Origin of the sequence: Streptomyces piniterrae (assembly GCF_005048155.1) — a bacterium.
In the GTDB taxonomy this organism is placed as follows: Bacteria; Actinomycetota; Actinomycetes; order Streptomycetales; family Streptomycetaceae; genus Streptomyces; species Streptomyces piniterrae.
This window is the reverse complement of sequence record NZ_SUMB01000007.1, coordinates 243,858-259,385: the sequence shown is the minus strand read 5'-3', so window position 1 is coordinate 259,385 and position 15,528 is coordinate 243,858. Positions and strand designations below refer to the sequence as shown.

The 15,528-nt window shown below is 71.7% G+C and carries 13 protein-coding genes; 5 read left to right on the top strand and 8 right to left on the bottom strand.

What is annotated here, in order from left to right; genetic code table 11:
• Positions 1–112 precede the first annotated feature (112 nt).
• The 3 genes from FCH28_RS21550 to uvrB all read right to left on the bottom strand — a co-directional run bounded on the left by FCH28_RS21550 (position 113) and on the right by uvrB (position 5,178).
• Entirely contained in the window at positions 113–2,122 is a 2,010-nt protein-coding gene (locus tag FCH28_RS21550; RefSeq protein WP_136741714.1) for a TerD family protein, read from the bottom strand.
• A gap of 104 nt (positions 2,123–2,226) precedes the next feature.
• On the bottom strand, positions 2,227–2,805 hold the full coding sequence (locus FCH28_RS21545; RefSeq protein WP_136741713.1) for a TerD family protein: 579 nt from the start codon (positions 2,803–2,805) through the stop codon (positions 2,227–2,229).
• Positions 2,806–3,045: 240 nt separating this feature from the next.
• Entirely contained in the window at positions 3,046–5,178 is a 2,133-nt protein-coding gene (gene uvrB, locus FCH28_RS21540) for an excinuclease ABC subunit UvrB (protein ID WP_136741712.1), read from the bottom strand.
• Positions 5,179–5,818: 640 nt separating this feature from the next.
• On the opposite strand from uvrB, the gene FCH28_RS21535 reads away from it, so the two are divergent.
• The 3 genes from FCH28_RS21535 to FCH28_RS21525 all read left to right on the top strand — a co-directional run bounded on the left by FCH28_RS21535 (position 5,819) and on the right by FCH28_RS21525 (position 8,004).
• Positions 5,819–6,703: a glycerophosphodiester phosphodiesterase gene (locus tag FCH28_RS21535; protein ID WP_136741711.1), complete on the top strand. Its 885-nt coding sequence runs from the start codon at positions 5,819–5,821 to the stop codon at positions 6,701–6,703.
• A gap of 87 nt (positions 6,704–6,790) precedes the next feature.
• Positions 6,791–7,414, top strand: a complete 624-nt coding sequence (locus FCH28_RS21530; RefSeq protein WP_136741710.1) for a methylated-DNA--[protein]-cysteine S-methyltransferase — start codon at positions 6,791–6,793, stop codon at positions 7,412–7,414.
• A 47-nt stretch (positions 7,415–7,461) separates the two neighbouring features.
• On the top strand, positions 7,462–8,004 hold the full coding sequence (locus FCH28_RS21525) for a DUF1697 domain-containing protein (protein WP_136741709.1): 543 nt from the start codon (positions 7,462–7,464) through the stop codon (positions 8,002–8,004).
• Positions 8,005–8,058: 54 nt separating this feature from the next.
• On the opposite strand, the gene FCH28_RS21520 is transcribed toward FCH28_RS21525, so the two are convergent.
• From FCH28_RS21520 to FCH28_RS21500, 5 genes are all read right to left on the bottom strand, one after another.
• Positions 8,059–8,520, bottom strand: a complete 462-nt coding sequence (locus tag FCH28_RS21520; protein ID WP_136741708.1) for a type II toxin-antitoxin system PemK/MazF family toxin — start codon at positions 8,518–8,520, stop codon at positions 8,059–8,061.
• Positions 8,521–8,657: 137 nt separating this feature from the next.
• Positions 8,658–9,296 (bottom strand): nucleoside/nucleotide kinase family protein, encoded by a 639-nt coding sequence (locus FCH28_RS21515; RefSeq protein WP_136741707.1) that lies wholly within the window; start codon positions 9,294–9,296, stop codon positions 8,658–8,660.
• A 41-nt stretch (positions 9,297–9,337) separates the two neighbouring features.
• A complete protein-coding gene (locus tag FCH28_RS21510) occupies positions 9,338–9,778 on the bottom strand; it encodes a hypothetical protein (RefSeq protein ID WP_136741706.1) in 441 nt (146 codons plus the stop codon).
• A gap of 99 nt (positions 9,779–9,877) precedes the next feature.
• Positions 9,878–10,822 carry an IclR family transcriptional regulator domain-containing protein gene (locus FCH28_RS21505; RefSeq protein ID WP_136741705.1) on the bottom strand — a complete coding sequence of 315 codons (945 nt, stop codon included), beginning with the start codon at positions 10,820–10,822 and terminating at the stop codon, positions 9,878–9,880.
• 153 nt (positions 10,823–10,975) lie between these two features.
• Positions 10,976–11,920, bottom strand: a complete 945-nt coding sequence (locus tag FCH28_RS21500) for a quinone oxidoreductase family protein (protein WP_136741704.1) — start codon at positions 11,918–11,920, stop codon at positions 10,976–10,978.
• 722 nt (positions 11,921–12,642) lie between these two features.
• Between FCH28_RS21500 and FCH28_RS21495 the strand changes: the two genes are divergently transcribed.
• On the top strand, positions 12,643–14,184 hold the full coding sequence (locus tag FCH28_RS21495; RefSeq protein WP_136741703.1) for an NAD(P)/FAD-dependent oxidoreductase: 1,542 nt from the start codon (positions 12,643–12,645) through the stop codon (positions 14,182–14,184).
• A gap of 254 nt (positions 14,185–14,438) precedes the next feature.
• The gene (locus FCH28_RS21490) at positions 14,439–15,515 is read left to right on the top strand and encodes an RNA ligase (ATP) (protein ID WP_136741702.1); all 1,077 of its coding nucleotides are present in this window, start codon (positions 14,439–14,441) and stop codon (positions 15,513–15,515) included.
• The last annotated feature ends 13 nt before the right edge of the window (positions 15,516–15,528 follow it).

Below are 15,528 nucleotides of genomic sequence, written 5' to 3'. Positions count from 1 at the left end.
ATTCCCGTTACCGGCGCCCGGTAACGGGAATAGCCGCCTCCCACCTCCGCGTTGTGGACCCGCAGGGGGCCCTCGCATCCCCTAGGGGATCTGTTCGAATGTCCCCTAAGGGTCAGCCGCGGGCCTCGGCCAGCCGCCCCAGGACCTGGCGGACCACCTGGCTTCCCTTCGGGACGAGCGGCGGCTCGTACGTCCAGGCGTGCCCCACCCACGGGTCGGCGAGGTGCGCGTCGGGCACCGGCGTGATGCGCAGCAGGGCGCGCCACAGCGGGTCGAGTACCGGGCCGTACTCCTGGCACTGGGCGCGGTCGGCGACCATCATCAGATGCACCCCGACCGACGGGCCCTCGTCGGCCAGATAGCGGAGCTGGGTCAGGGCACGGTCGTCGAAACCGTGCGGGAAGTCATGCACGATCAGCAGCTGCTCGGCAGTGTCGACGTCGGGCGGCAGGGAGTCCGCCGCGCGGTTGCGCACGGCCATCTGGACGAGGTCCACCCGACGGGTCAGCGCCTCCAGGACCGTGGTCACGCCCTGGGCGCCGGGCGGCGGGACCTCCCGGAGCGCCCCGGTCTCCAGCAGCGGGGCGAGCGCGGGGGCCGCGGTGCCGCCCGGGTCGATGACCTGGACCGCGAAGTCGCCCGCGGGGTGCACGGCGAGCAGCCGGGCGGCTATCGCCACGGCGGTCTCCATGGCGAGCCGGCCGAGCTCGGCCTCGTCCGGCGGACCGTCCGTCAGCGCGCTGCCCAGCTCCCGACGGCCGTACTCGCGCTCGGGGTCGCCGCTCGCCACGTAGGAGCCCGGCCCGCTGTCGATCCACAACCCGCGCTCCAGAGGGAGGCGTACCAGCATCGGGATGCGCAGATCGAGCACCTCCGGGAGGTGCAGATCGCCCAGACGCAGCGCCATGGGGCGCTCCTGGGGGACGTGGTAGCCCTGCCAGACGGGGTTGTCCCAGCGGGCGAGGGCGGGCGGCAACGCGGGCTCCACGACATCCGCTTCGGCGGTGAGCTGTGCGAGGTCACGGTCGAGGGCGGCGCGGGCCTGGGTGATGAGGGAGGCGTGCTTGTCGCGGGCGGTGGCCCGCGCGACGTCGGCGGCCGTGCCGAGGCGGTTGCGGGGGTCGCTGAGGGCCTTGTCGAGCTCCTGCTCCAGCCGGGACTCGGCGAAGTCGGAGGCGCTGCGGTAGGCCGCGACCGAGCGGGCCAGATCCTCGAACATGCCCCAGACCTGGTTGTAGAGCCGCTCTTCCATGCTCCATCCGGAGGCGTCACCGGCCACCGGGGCCGGGGTGCCGTCGGCTGCGGCGGACGGCGCGTTCGCGCCTGAGGGGGCCGCGGGGGCCGGCTTGGGCGTGGCGCGTCGCTTCGGGTGCCGGTAGTCGATCGGGCCGCCGTTCGCGGGGGCGGCGTTCGAGGACGCGGCGGGTGCGGCCGAGGTGGCCGCCTGGCCGTCCGCGACCGGGGTGTCCGCCGGGGCCGGGCGGCCCGTGGCGGCCGCGCCCGGCGTGCCGGCTCCGGACTGCTCGGACCGGCTCGCCGCCACGGGGGCCGGCGCGGGGACCGCACGGGCATGCCCCTGGCTGACCGCTTCCTCGATCTCCGCGGCCAACTCCGCCGCCTGCGGCAGTCCCTGATCGTGCAGCATCGCGGCGAGGCCGTCGGCGTATCCCTGGCCCACGGCGCGCACCTTCCATGCGCCCTGCCTCCGGTACAGCTCCACGGCGACGACGGCGGTCTCGGCGCCCAGGCCGGTGACGGTGTAGCCGGCGATTCCGGTGCCGTCGAGGCCGGTCACCGCGACGGACGGTGCGGCGGCGGCGCCGAACCGGGTCAGCCCGCCGATGCCGGTGGGCAGCGCCAGCAGCACGCTCACCCGGTGCACCGCCTCGGGAAGCGCGTCGAGGTCGACCGCGATCCGGTGCTCGGCGGCGGCCTGACGGGGAACCTCGATTCCGGTACGCCGCGGCGCTCCCGGGTGGGCGACCGCCTCGGCGCCCGACAGCCTGCCCTGCTCGTCGCCGAGGGTGACCCCGGCGATGACGGGCCCGCCCGCCGCGACCCGGATCTCCACACGGGTCCGGTCCAGTGGATGGTTCTGCCCCCGGACCAGCTCGGCCGTCATCGAAGTTCCCCCTAGTTGTCGTACGTACCGGACCGGGCGACGGGCGCACGGCCCGGAGTGCGGCGGCCGCGCGGCCCGGTGCGCGCTGCCGCTACGGGTACCGACTACAGGTAGGGCACCATCGCCGGCACGACGTCCTGGAACGTACGGCCGTTGGAGGGCTCGCCGATGGCGGTCATCGCCCAGCCGTTGCCCGCGCGGTGCACCTTGGACATGATCTGCGCGGTGTAGTTGCCGCCACCCGTGAGGGTGTAGCGGGCCAGTTCCTGGCCGTTGGTCTCGTCGACCAGCCGGCAGAAGGCGTCCTGCACCTCGGCGAAGCTCTGCCCGGTGAACGAGTTGACGGTGAACACGATCTGGTCGATGTGCACCGGCACCCGCGCCAGGTCGACCAGGATCGCCTCGTCGTCGCCGCCCTGGCCCGCGCCGCCGACCACGTTGTCGCCGGTGTGCCGGACCGAGCCGTCATCGCTGATCAGGTGCTGGAAGAAGACGACGTCGACGGGCTTCTTGTCGGCGAACAGCACCGCCGAGGCGTCGAGGTCGATCTCCTGGGTACGCCGCCCGAACAGGCCACGGCGCGGCGCCGAGCGCCATCCGAGCCCCATCCGCACCGCGGTCAGCGTCCCTCCGTCGGACTTCTGCAGGCTGATGCCCTGTCCCTTGGACAAATTGACCGACACGCGCCGTCCCCTCTCTGTACTGCTCTGAACTGTCCCCGCCCGCCTTTTGGGCGACCCCCTCGACCCTACGCACCACTGCGGGTCGACGGCGCATCAGCCCCGCCGTTTGTGGCGCTTCTGCAACACTCGGGCCGCCCGACGTGCCGCGAAACCCTTCCCCCGGGGGACCAGGCGCCCCAGCGGGGAACCTACGGATTCCGCCGGACGAGCGCGCGGAGATCCGCGCCCCCCCGCACTCCGTCAGCGCACCCCGGCCTCCCTCATTTGCCGCAGTTCCTTCTTGAGTTCACTCACCTCATCGCGCAGCCGGGCGGCGACCTCGAACTGCAGCTCCGCCGCGGCGGCCCGCATCCGCTCCGTCATCTCCTCGATGAGCTCGGCCAGTTCGGCGGCGGGACGGTCCGTCAGCACCGCGCCGGCCTTGGCGGCCTTGCCCTTGGCCGCCTTCCCGCCGAGCGCCGGGACCGGTGCCTTGCCCGGGGTGCCCTTGGGCTCGGCGCCCTTGCGGAAGCCCGAGCCCAGCAGCTCCTGGGTGTCGATCTCCTCGCGGGCGATCGTCGCGACGATGTCGCCGATCTTCTTGCGGAGCGGCTGCGGGTCGATGCCGTTCTCCTTGTTGTACGCGAGCTGCTTCTCCCGGCGGCGGTTGGTCTCCTCGATGGCCTTCTCCATCGCCGGGGTGATCTTGTCGGCGTACATATGGACCTGGCCGGAGACGTTGCGCGCCGCACGTCCGATCGTCTGGATCAGGGCGGAACCGGACCGGAGGAAGCCTTCCTTGTCGGCGTCCAGGATCGCCACCAGGGAGACCTCGGGAAGGTCCAGGCCCTCACGCAGCAGGTTGATGCCCACCAGGACGTCGTACTCACCGGACCGCAGCTCGCGCAGCAGCTCCACCCGCCGCAGGGTGTCCACGTCGCTGTGCAGATAGCGGACCTGGATGCCGAGCTCCAGGAAGTAATCCGTGAGGTCCTCGGCCATCTTCTTGGTGAGGGTGGTGACGAGGACCCGCTCGTTCCTGTCCGTACGCGCACGGATCTCGTGCACCAGATCGTCGATCTGGCCCTCGGTGGGCTTGACGACCACCTCGGGGTCGACGAGGCCGGTCGGACGGATGATCTGCTCCACGAAGCCGTCGCCGCGCGCCAGCTCGTACTTCCCGGGGGTCGCGGACAGATAGACGGTCTGGCCGATGCGCCCCAGGAACTCCTCCCACTTCAGCGGGCGGTTGTCCATGGCGGACGGCAGCCGGAAACCGTGCTCGACCAGGGTGCGCTTACGCGAGGCGTCGCCCTCGTACATGGCGCCGATCTGCGGGACGGTGACATGCGACTCGTCGATGACCAGGAGGAAGTCCTCCGGGAAGTAGTCGATGAGGGTGTTGGGCGCGGAGCCGGGCTCGCGGCCGTCCATGTGCATCGAGTAGTTCTCGATGCCGGAGCAGGAGCCGACCTGCCGCATCATCTCGATGTCGTACGTGGTGCGCATCCGCAGCCGCTGGGCCTCCAGGTGCTTGCCCTGCTTCTCCATCGTGGCGAGGGTCTCCGCCAGCTCGGCCTCGATCCCGGCGATGGCCCGCTCCATGCGCTCGGGGCCCGCGATGTAGTGGCTCGCCGGGAAGACGTACAGCTCCCGGTCGTCGCTGATGACCTCGCCGGTGAGCGGGTGGAGGGTGGACAGCGCCTCGATCTCGTCGCCGAACATCTCGATCCGCACCGCGAGCTCTTCATAGACCGGGAAGATCTCGATGGTGTCGCCGCGGACCCGGAAGGTGCCGCGGGTGAAGGCCACGTCGTTCCGGGTGTACTGGATGTCGACGAAGCGGCGCAGCAGCTGGTCGCGGTCGATCTCCTCGCCGACCTTCAGCGGCACCATGCGGTCGACGTACTCCTGCGGCGTGCCCAGGCCGTAGATGCAGGACACGGAGGCGACCACGACGACGTCCCGCCGGGTGAGCAGGGAGTTCGTCGCGGAGTGGCGCAGCCGTTCGACCTCCTCGTTGATGGAGGAGTCCTTCTCGATGTACGTATCGGACTGGGGGACGTACGCCTCGGGCTGGTAGTAGTCGTAATAGGAGACGAAGTACTCGACGGCGTTGTTGGGCAGTAGTTCACGGAATTCGTTGGCGAGTTGGGCCGCGAGGGTTTTGTTGGGCGCCATGACGAGCGTCGGGCGCTGCAGCTTCTCGATCATCCATGCGGTGGTCGCCGACTTGCCGGTGCCGGTCGCGCCCAGCAGGACGACATCCTTCTCACCCCCGCGGACGCGCCGTTCCAGCTCGGCGATGGCCGCCGGCTGGTCGCCGCTGGGCTGGTAGGGGCTGACGACCTCGAAAGGCGCCACCGTGCGTTCGATCTTCGATACGGGCCGCATGGGATCCACCGTACGACTCGCCACTGACAATCGGCGGGGCGGCTGCTCCGACCAGCGGTTTCGCCGGGGGCGGCGGCGGCCGTGGGCGTGGCACGCGACCGGCGGGCCTCCGCCGATCGCATGTCATGCCCACCGGCGGTCGGCGCGCGCGGGCAGCGCTCGGCGGGCGGCGAGCAGCACGCGGCGTTCGATGGCCGGCGTTCGCCGCGGTCGGCTCCGGTCTCCCCTCGCCGGAGGTCTTCCGTTCGGGTGCGCCGACTCCGTTCCCGTTAGGCCTGTCGGGTGTGTTCCCGGCGTGTCGACTTGCCGTCCTCTCCTCGTCAGCCAGTAGCGATGACTGCTATGGGCTCGCAAGACCAAAACCGGTCACAAGGCCGATGGGTGACGAACCGTCGGCCGAGATGCGCGGACGCCGTGGCTCCGGCAAGTTGGACGACGTTGGGGCGTACGTCTGTTGCACAGCCATTCCGGGCATCCTGCAACCGCGGGGCTCAAACACGCAGCACCGGCCACTTCTCGTTCAATATCTGGCCATCGCACGCCTACCTCCCGCTCCGGCGAGGCTGCGAACCTCTGCCCGTCCGACCCGGTTCACGTCACTTCACGTCAGCTCACGTCCACGACGTCACGAGGAGTCCGTATGCGTATTCGCCCCGTCGCCACCGTCGTCGCCGGTGCGCTCCTGGGTCTGTCCTCGCTCGTCCCCTCCGCAACCGCCGCCCAGACCGCGACCGACACGCACAGAACGGTGGCCGTCGCCCACCGCGGCGCCTCGGCGTACGCGCCCGAGAACACCCTCGCCTCGATCGACGCGGCCCACGAACTCGGGATCCGCTGGGTCGAGAACGACGTACAGCGCACCAAGGACGGCGAGCTGGTCATCCTGCACGACAACACGCTCGCCCGGACGACCAATGTGGAGCAGGTCTTTCCCGACCGCGCGCCGTGGAACGTCGCGGACTTCACGCTCCATGAGATCGAGAAGCTGGACGCGGGCAGCTGGTTCGATCCGGAGTTCAAGGGTGAGCGCGTGCCCACCTTCGAGGACTACATGGACGAGGTCGAGAACAACGGCCAGAAACTGCTGATGGAGCTCAAGTCGCCGGAGCTCTACCCGGGCATCGAGGTGCAGGCCCTCGCCGAGCTGGACCACGCGGGCTGGCTGAACCGGTCCCACGTCAAGCGCCGTCTGATCATCCAGAGCTTCAACGCCGACACCATCAAGACCGTGCACACCGTGCGGCCGGACATCAAAACGGGCTTCCTGGGCAACCCGTCGGTCGCCGACCTCCCCAAGTACGCGGAGTACTGCGATCAGATCAACCCGCACCACAAGGCGGTGACCTCCGACTACATCGCCGCCGTGCACGGCCTGCGCGGTCCCCACCACCGCCCGATGGAGCTCTACACGTGGACCATCGACGACGGTCCGACGGCGGTCAAGGTCGCCGATCTGGGCGTCGACGGCATCATCACCAACAAGCCCGACGTGGTGCGCGACGCCCTTGAGGGCAGCCGCCGCTGAGGCCGCGGCCGACGCCGAGCGGGTGCGGACACCTCCGTCCGGCCCGCTCGCCGTCGCTTTGTCAGTGGCGGGTCCTACGCTGATCACGTGACGAATTCAGAGCGGGACGCAGAACGGGATTCCCGGCCGGCGACATCACCGGGCGCGGGTCCGGACGCGACGCCGGACGCCGGACGCACGCCTCCGCGCGACTGGGGCTGGGCGCGGCTGGAGACTCCGATCGGGCCTCTGCTGCTCGCCGCGACCCGGGAGGGCCTGGCCCAGGTCGTCTTCCACGCCGACGAGCGGACGAGCCGTCGCGCACTGGTCCGTCTGGAGCAGCTCTTCGGGTCGGCGCCGCTGCCGGAGATACCCCATCTGGACACGGCGACCACCGAGCTCACCGCCTATTTCGCCGGTGAGCTGCGCGCCTTCACCGTCCCCCTGGACTGGTCCCTGACCTCCGGATTCAACGCCCGGGTCCTGCATGCCCTGGCCTCCGACGTTCCCTACGGCAGCGTCGTCGGCTATCAGGACCTCGCCGACCGGGTCGGGGAGCCGGGGGCCGCCCGTGCGGTGGGCGCGGCGATGGGCGCCAATCCGCTCCCGGTCGTCGTCCCCTGCCATCGTGTGGTGGCGAGCGACGGCGGAATCGGTGGCTTCGGTGGCGGTCTGGAGACCAAGCGCCTGCTGCTGGCGCTGGAAGGGGTTCTCCCGGCGCCCTTGTTCTGACCGCTTCCCGCTCCCCGCCGGTGTGCGGCTCCTACGAAAGCAGTGTCATGTCCCGTCAGATCGCTCTGCTCCGCGGCATCAACGTCGGCGGACACAACTCCTTCCCGAAGGCGCGGCAGGTGGCGCTGGCCGAGTCCCTGGGGTTCGGGGAGGTCTCCGTCCTGCTGCAGACCGGCAATATCGTCTTCGCCGACCCCGGTATGCCGCCGGAGGAGACCGCCCGGGCCATCGAGGACCGGATCTCCGCCGAGCTGGGCCTGTCGGTACCGGTCGTCGTCCGTACCCGCGACGAGCTGGCCGCCGCCATCGCCGCGAATCCGTTTCCGCAGGCCGCGGCGGAGCCCAAAAGCCTGCATATGACGTTCCTGTCGGCGGTGCCCACCGACACCGCCAGGCTGGACGCGCTCGATCTCGCCGCGTTCGCGCCTGACCGGTTCCGGCTGATCGGCCGCGAGCTGTATCTGTGGTGCCCCAACGGCATCGGCCGTTCCAAGCTCGCCGACGCGATCAGCCGCGCCCCGCTCGGGGTGACGGCCACCTCCCGCAACTGGAACACGGTCACCAAGCTGCTGGCGCTGGCGGACGCCTGACGTCCTGGTGATCCTCGGGCCGCGCCCGGCAGCATCGGGCGCGGCCCGATGCCGTCAGCGCCAGCCGTACCGTTCGCGGAGCCGGTTGACGACCAGGTTGAAGCGGCCCCGGTCCAGCGCGCAGGCCTCACGCCGCATTCCGTCCGGGTGCACCCGCAGCACCCGGTCCACGTCGACCCAGGAGTCGCGGCCCGCGCGGTCCCACGGGCCGGCACCGATGGCGACCCATTCCCGGTCGTGGCTGTGCCGCTTGCTGGAGAGCTGTACGGCCAGCAGCGTGCCGCCCGTCTCGCGGGCGACGACCAGCACCGGCCGGTCCTTGCCCCGGCCGTCGTTCTCCTCGAAGGGCACCCAGGTCCACACGATCTCGCCGGGGTCCGGGTCGCCGTCGTGGTCGGGTGCGTAGGACATGCGTATGGCGCCGACGGCGCGTGGCCGGGCCTCGACGGTGGCGGTGGGTCCCTGGCTGCCGGGCAGCGCCGTGGACGCGTCGGATGCGTTGGATGAAGTCGTCACGGGCCCACGCTATCCGCCGGTCCGAAAGCGCTGATCAGCGGTCAGCGGGCGGCGGTCGGAGGTCGATTGTCAGTGGTCGGCCGTACGGTTTTCGTAGCGGCGGACGCCAGGCCGCCGGGCCGGTCCGGGCCGGGCTTTCAGACCAGCCCGCTCCATGCCGGCCGGCGGGGATCGTCGGCCCGTACGACGACATCCGCGGCCTCCTCCGGCCGTGTCTCGTCCTCGTAGCGGGCGAAGGCGGGCAGCGTCCAGCGCTCGCCCTCCGGGGTACGGCGGGCGAGCGCGGCCGGCGACAGCTTCAGGTGAACGGCGAGATCGAAGGGGAACCAATGACCGAGCAGCAGGGGGCCGTGCAGCAACAGGACGCCGCCGGGCGGAAGTTCCACGTACGGGCTGCGCGTCGCCCGGTCCGTCACCGGATCCCACAGATCCGGGAGCACCCGCCCGGAGCCGCCCGGGTCGAGCGGCTGGAACACCTCGCGCCACAGGGCCCGGCGGTCGAACCACTCGTCATGGTAGGCGTCCGGGTCATGGCGGCCGTATTCCAGGCGCAGGGAGGCCGGGCGCAGAAAACCGTACGCGCCGGCCTTGTGCACCGCCCGCCCCCGGATCCGCAGCGCCTCGGCGAGCCGTCCCGCCAGGTCGCCGGGGGTGGCGGCGGGCGCCCCGTCGACGGCCACCCGCAGCCACGGGCCGCCGTCCTTGGCCGCCATCGTGTCGATGCGCTCGGTGAGCGCGTCGGTCAGCCGTTCCCAGGTGATCGCTTCGAGCCGCACCCCGCCATTCTGCCCGGCGGCGCGGTCGGTGGCGCGGGGCGTCAGCCGGGGAGCGGTCCGCCCGGCGGTGTGTGGTACGTGACGTGGGAGATGCCGGACTGGATCACCGGGGAGTTGTGCACGCCGCCGTTGATGGTGTTGTACACGTCGCGCACCGTCTCCCGCTCCGGTGCCAATTCACCGAGCAGGGCGCGCAGTTCGTCTGCCGCGGCCGGGTCCTCGCGGAGCAGCCGGCGCAGCCGCAGCCGCCACGCGTTGGTCACCCCCTCCACGCCTTCCCGGTCGCCGTCCTCCTGGGCCGCGGCAAGATCGGCGCGCGAGACCTCCAGTTCGCCTTCGAGGGCCTCTTCGTCCGCCATGCCCCGGCGCCGGGCGAGGAAGGACGCCATTCTCCTGCGGGCGGTCGCCCAGCCGTCCGTCGCCATCTGCTGCACCAGCGTCGTCGCTCCCGACGCCGCGAGTGCCACCAACTCCGGTTCCATCAGACCCCCTTGTTCGTCATGTGTTCTCCGTCCGGCTGTTGGTGCCACCGTAGAGAAGGGGGTCGGCTGATGACCAGGCGGGAGGCCGGCCGCCGCGGTTCAGGGCTGGTCGGCGGCCGGGCGGGCCGCTCCGTAGCGGCTGAGTTCGGCCGCCGCCTCCTTCGTCGCCTCGATGACGTTGTCGGGGGCCACCGGCATGACGGACTTGAGCTTGAGGAGCAGGGCCGCGCCCATGATGGCGCCGTCCCACATGATGGGCGCCGCGCAGGAGTTCCAGCCGGCCATGCACTCCTCGTATCCGAGCGCGTGACCGAGGTCGCGGACCTCCGCGAGAGACGCCAGCAGGGCGTCGTTGTCCCGGAAGACGCCCGGTCCGGCCTGGTCCGGTACGGGTTCGGCGAGCACCCGCTGCTGGAGCACCTCCGGCAGGTAGGCGAGGATCGTCCGCCCGGAGGCGCCGGTCCGCAGGGAGCGCGTCACGGACAGCACATCGCGGGGCGTCATCCCCAGCTCGGCGAGGTCGGAGTCGCCGACGGCCATGTCGACGCACTGCCGTTGCGCGCCGGAGAACGGGGCCACCATGTACAGGAAGGCCAGCCCGCCGTCGGTCGCCATGCGCAGTTCACGGAGCACGGTCTGCGAGGTCGCGCCGTCGAGCCCGTGGTCGAGCGCGGTGAAGGCGAGCTGGGCGGCCGAGGTCCGCAGGCGGTAGAGGCCGCGGTCCACCCGCTCGAAGATGCGCTGATAGATACCGGACTGCAGGATGCGGTAGACGACGGAGTCGTCCAGGCCGGTGAATTCGGCTATCTCGCCAGGTCCGTGGGCGGATCCGCCGAGTTCGGCGAAGGCCGTCTGGACGAGGAAGACCCGCTCGGCATGGCCGGATCCGGACGTCCGGGGGCCCGCGGTCGGGGCGCTCTTGGGCGCCTGGCGCACGGTCTTGGAGCGGCTCGGGGTGTGCCGCGGCGTTCCGTTGGTGTCCGACGCGGAGGTGGTGGCGGCGGCCGAAGCCGAGGATCCCGACGCTGTGATGCTGTTGCCCATCGTGTGCTCTCTCCCCTGGCAGTGATCCGCGCCCGAAGGCGCACGGCAATTCCGGTGCGGGCCGACGCGCCCGTCGCCCGCGGTTCCCCCTGCGTCGGCCGGGCGGCCCCGGGGTGCACATCAGGAGCCGCGGTGCCCGTCCGGCGCCCTGCGTTACCGGGCGACGTCGAGGGCGAGTTTCCCGGTCGCGGTGCGGGCGGCCAGGTCATGGTGTGCTTGGGCCGCCTCGCCGAGGGCGTAGGTGGCGCCGGTCAGCGGCCTGAGGGAGCCGTCGGCCACCGCGTCGAACAGGGCCCGCATGGAGGTCGGCAACGCCGTACGGTCCGCGTAGAGCTGGGGCAGCCAGAAGCCCGAGACGGTGATCGACCGCTCCATCAGGTCCCGGGTGGGCACGCTCGCCAACTCGCCGCCGGCATAGCCGTAGACCGCCAGCCGGCCGCGTGGTGCGAGGGCGGCGAGGGTCCGCTCGAAGGTGATGCCGCCGGTCATCTCCAGCGCCGCCTGGACGGGCCCGCCGGCCGCCTCGACGATGCGCTCGGTGAGGTCCTCCGCGGTCGAGTCCACCACCGCGTGGGCACCCAACTCCTCGGCCAGCTTGCGCTTTTCGGCGGATCCGGCGAGGCCGATGACCTTTGCCCCGGCGTGCGCGGCGAGCTGGACCGCCAGCGAGCCGAGGCCGCCCGCCGCGGCCGGTACGACCACGGTCTCGCCCTTGGTGAGGCGGAGCGAGGTGAACAGCAGGTGCCAGGCGCTGTTGCCCTGGAGCGCCAGCGCGAGGGCGTGTTCGTCGCTGATTCCGTCGGGGACGTCCCAGGTGACCTTGCGGTGCAGCAGCGCCCGCTCGGCGTAGCCGCCGCCGCGGGTCAGTCCGACGACGCGTCGTCCGCCGTCCACGGTCCCCACGACCTCGTTGCCGGGGATGTACGGCAGCTCGACGGGCGCCAGGTAGGAGTCACCGCGTGCGTGTACGTCCGCGTAGTTGATGCCGGCCAGGGTCACCTCGACCAGCGCATGGGCTGCGCGGGGCGCCGGTTCGGGGACGTCCTCGAGCCGCAGCACGTCCGGGCCGCCGAATTCTCGCATCACGATCGCGCGCACGACTCTCCCTCTGGTTCTCCGGTGCTGTGCCCGCACAGGTTAGGCACGGCGTTCGACCGCACGTGTGAACCCGATCATTTCGCGCCAACCCTTTGGCCTTTTGGGCGCCGTCGGTCCGCGTCTCACGAGAAATCCTGGGGAACTTTCTCTCCTCGCGAGAAAGCCGCGGGGCGTTTCCTCCCCATTGCAGCGTTTTGCTTTGGATATACCCATCAGTATCCGTGGGGTGGCTCCCTCGCGCCCCTGGATCACATACGAGTACCGGATGTGATCTGCGCCGCCTACGATCCGGAACCGTGTCCACCGTCGGCCGGATGTGATGGCTGCGTTCACCGGGACAGGGCGCCTCCGCGAGGCGGTCGCGCTCGTCCGTACCGCCCGGCGAGGGCGGAGGGTAAAGGGCGCCGCCGTGCGTGCGGCGGGGCGGGCATGGCCTGAGGGGGAATCATGAGGGGTAAAACGGGGGGCGGCAGGCCGGCGTTCGCGTCGGCCTGCCGGGACCCTCAGCGGGCGCTACCGGTTCCGCCGGCACCGGTGCGCATCCTGCGGACCGCGTCCGCTTCCCTGCCCGCCGCGTTGGCGGCGTCTCTCACGGCCGCCGCCGACGCCGTCGTCTCCGCCGCCCGCAGACGGTCCCGCCCGTATGCCGTACCTCTTTACCTGGACGCGCCGCGCCCCCGCCCCGGGGGAATCGCGCTCCACCGCCGAGAACGGGACTGCCCATGAACGCGTCGAGCAGTACAAGCAGCAGCGGCCTCCAGTTCACGCACCCGTATCTCGCCGTGGTGCTCGGCGGCGGCTTCACGGGAATGCTCGCCGCCGCGGCGCTGTCCGAGCACGCCGACGTCATCGTCGTCGAACGGGACCGGCTGCCGCGGACTCCCGCCCTGCCCACGGATCTTCCGCGGGCCCGGCATGCCCATCTGCTGACCACGGACGGCGCCCGGATCATCGAGTCCCTGCTGCCCGGCACGGTCGAACGCTGGCTGGCCGAGGGGGCCCGCCGTATCCCGCTGCCGGCGGGTCTGCTCGGCATGCCCCCGCAGCGCCCGTTACGCCGCGGGCCGCGGACGCAACATCTGATCGCCTGCTCGCGCGACCTGCTCGACCGGGCCATCCGCGAACGGGTGCCGGCCCTCTACGGGGTGAGCGTCCTCGAGACGACCGAAGCGGAGCAGCTGACAGGCACGGCGGAGCATGTCACCGGTGTGCGGGTCCGGGACACCGTCACCGGCGAAACGTATCGGCTGGATGCGGACCTCGTCGTCGACGCCACCGGCCGCCACTCCACCACCCCCCGGCGGCTGACCGGGCTGGGGCTGCCCGCCGCACACGAAGAGGTGGTGGACGCCGGAGTCGTCTGTGCCACGCGTATCTTCCGTGCCCCTGCCGGCGCCGAGAACTGCCCCCCGATCACCGTCGGTTCGGATGCCGGTGGTACGGCTCCTGGGCGCTCGGCGACGCTGGTGCCCATCGAGGGCGGGCGCTGGCTGGTCACGCTCAGCGGCGCCGGAAACGACGGTCCGTCCCAACATGCGGGCCGGTTCGTACCCTTCGCCCGTGGCATTCCGAACTCCGTCATCGGTGATCTCATCGCCGACGCCGAGCCGCTGAGCGAGGTACGGCTGTCCCGCGACAGCGCCAACCGCCGGCGCCGCTACGAACAGCTGCGGTCCTGGCCCACCGGGTTCGTCGCCCTCGGCGGGGCGGTGGCCACGTTCAACCCCGACTACGGCCAGGGCCTGTCCATCGCGGCCCATGGCGCCGCCGCGCTCCGCGACGCGCTGCGCCGGCACGGTCTGGACGACCCGTTGCTCGCGCGCGGCCTGCAACGGAGCATCGCCCGCATCATCCAGGCGCCCTGGACGCTCGCCACCAGCCAGGCTCTCCTCTCCTCCCCCGGCACTACCGGGGCGCGGTTCCCCTCCGCCTCCAAGCTCGTGCGCGATACCGCGCAGCGCGTCCTGCACAGCGCCGTCGTCCGTCCCCCGGTCTGCCGCGCCTACGTCGACATCGCCACGCCCGCCGTCCCGGTGGCCCGGCTCCTTCGCCCGGCTCCCGACGGCTCGCCGGATGCCGTGTCATCGCCGGGGCCGGCGGCATCGCCGGCTTCGTCCTCGCAGACGTCCGGGGACTCCGCTGCCCTGTCAGCGGTCCCCACCGCCTCGGCGCCCGCCTCCCGGCGCCTCCCCCGCCGGCTCGGCCTCGGACCGGCGGCGCTCAGGCGCATCGGCGGGACCGGCAAGCGGAAACCGGCAGGCTGACGCGGACGAGCCCCGCGGCGCTCGCGATTCCCGGGCACCCTGATCGCTTTGCTGCTCGCATGGGTCGCGAGCGGCGGGGAGCGGCATCGGCACCAACTCCCTACGTCAGTAACGCTACGTGACGGCACTGACAACGCGACCGCGACGAGGGGCGACGAAATTCGCTCGCCGGGCCGCCCGGCCGTCGATCACAGTGGTGGCGTGACTGCCGCACCGGGCGGCGGCCGACGAGGGACCAGGGACGGGGAACCGGCATGTCGACGCTGCGCGTCACGGTCGAGCGACTGACGATTCATGAGCATCCGAATGCCGATGCGCTGGAGCTCGCGCAGGTGGGCCTCTACCGTGCCGTCGTCGCCAAGGGGGCTTACCGGACGGGCGACTTCGCGCTGTATGTGCCGGAGCAGGCGGTGCTCCCCGAGGAGTTGGTGGCCGAGCTGGGGCTGACCGGCAAGTTGGCCGGTTCCGCGGCCAATCGGGTCAAGGCGATACGGCTGCGCGGCGAGCTGTCGCAGGGCGTGGTCTGCCGGCCGCGGGCCCTGGACGGTGTGGACCTGGCGCGGGCGCGGGCGGACGGCACCGACTTCGCGGCGGAGCTCGGGATCGTCAAGTGGGTGCCGCCGGTGCCGGTTTCGATGAGCGGGGACGTGGAGGCGGCGCCCGATCTGCTGCCGTGGATCGATATCGAGAATCTGAAGCGCTATCCGGAGATCTTCACCGGGGGCGAGCCGGTCACGGTCACGGAGAAGGTGCACGGCACCGCGTGCTGCCTCACCTACAGCGCCGAGGACGAGCGTGTTCAGGTGACGTCCAAGGGACTCGGTGCGCAGCGGCTGGCACTGGTGGAGGACGCGAAGAACCTGTATTGGCGGGCGGTTCGCGGGCATGGCGTGGCGCGCGTCGCGGCGGAGATCGCCGGGGAGCTGGGGGCTTCGCGGGTCGGCGTGTACGGCGAGGTGTTCGGCGACGGCGTACAGGACCTCGGGTACGGCGCGGACAGCCGCCGCGGGGACCCCGCGTACGCGGTCTTCGATGTCGCGGTGGAGGTCGGCGGGCTGGTGCGGTGGCTGGCCCCGGAGGAGCTCACGAAGGTGCTGGACGGGCGGTTGCCGGTGGTGCCGACGCTGTTCAGCGGCCCGTATGACGCACGGCAGGTGATGGAGCTGGCCGAGGGACGCGAGACGCTGTCGGGGCGCGCGGTGCACCTCCGGGAGGGCGTGGTCGTCCGTCCGCTGAGTGATCGCTACAGCTCGGCGGTGGGCGGGCGGGCCATCGCGAAGGTGGTCAGCGGCGCGTACCTGACGCGCAAGGGCGGCACCGAGTACGAGTAGTCGGGCGCGGCAC

What these genes read in the sequence shown, in the direction of transcription:
- FCH28_RS21550 (WP_136741714.1), bottom strand. Translation starts at nt 2,122, where the DNA reads ATGACGGCCGAGCTGGTCCGGGGGCAGAACCATCCACTGGACCGGACC.
- uvrB (WP_136741712.1), bottom strand. Translation starts at nt 5,178, where the DNA reads ATGCGGCCCGTATCGAAGATCGAACGCACGGTGGCGCCTTTCGAGGTC.
- FCH28_RS21535 (WP_136741711.1), top strand. Translation starts at nt 5,819, where the DNA reads ATGCGTATTCGCCCCGTCGCCACCGTCGTCGCCGGTGCGCTCCTGGGT.
- FCH28_RS21525 (WP_136741709.1), top strand. Translation starts at nt 7,462, where the DNA reads ATGTCCCGTCAGATCGCTCTGCTCCGCGGCATCAACGTCGGCGGACAC.
- FCH28_RS21510 (WP_136741706.1), bottom strand. Translation starts at nt 9,778, where the DNA reads ATGGAACCGGAGTTGGTGGCACTCGCGGCGTCGGGAGCGACGACGCTG.
- FCH28_RS21505 (WP_136741705.1), bottom strand. Translation starts at nt 10,822, where the DNA reads ATGGGCAACAGCATCACAGCGTCGGGATCCTCGGCTTCGGCCGCCGCC.
- FCH28_RS21495 (WP_136741703.1), top strand. Translation starts at nt 12,643, where the DNA reads ATGAACGCGTCGAGCAGTACAAGCAGCAGCGGCCTCCAGTTCACGCAC.
- FCH28_RS21490 (WP_136741702.1), top strand. Translation starts at nt 14,439, where the DNA reads ATGTCGACGCTGCGCGTCACGGTCGAGCGACTGACGATTCATGAGCAT.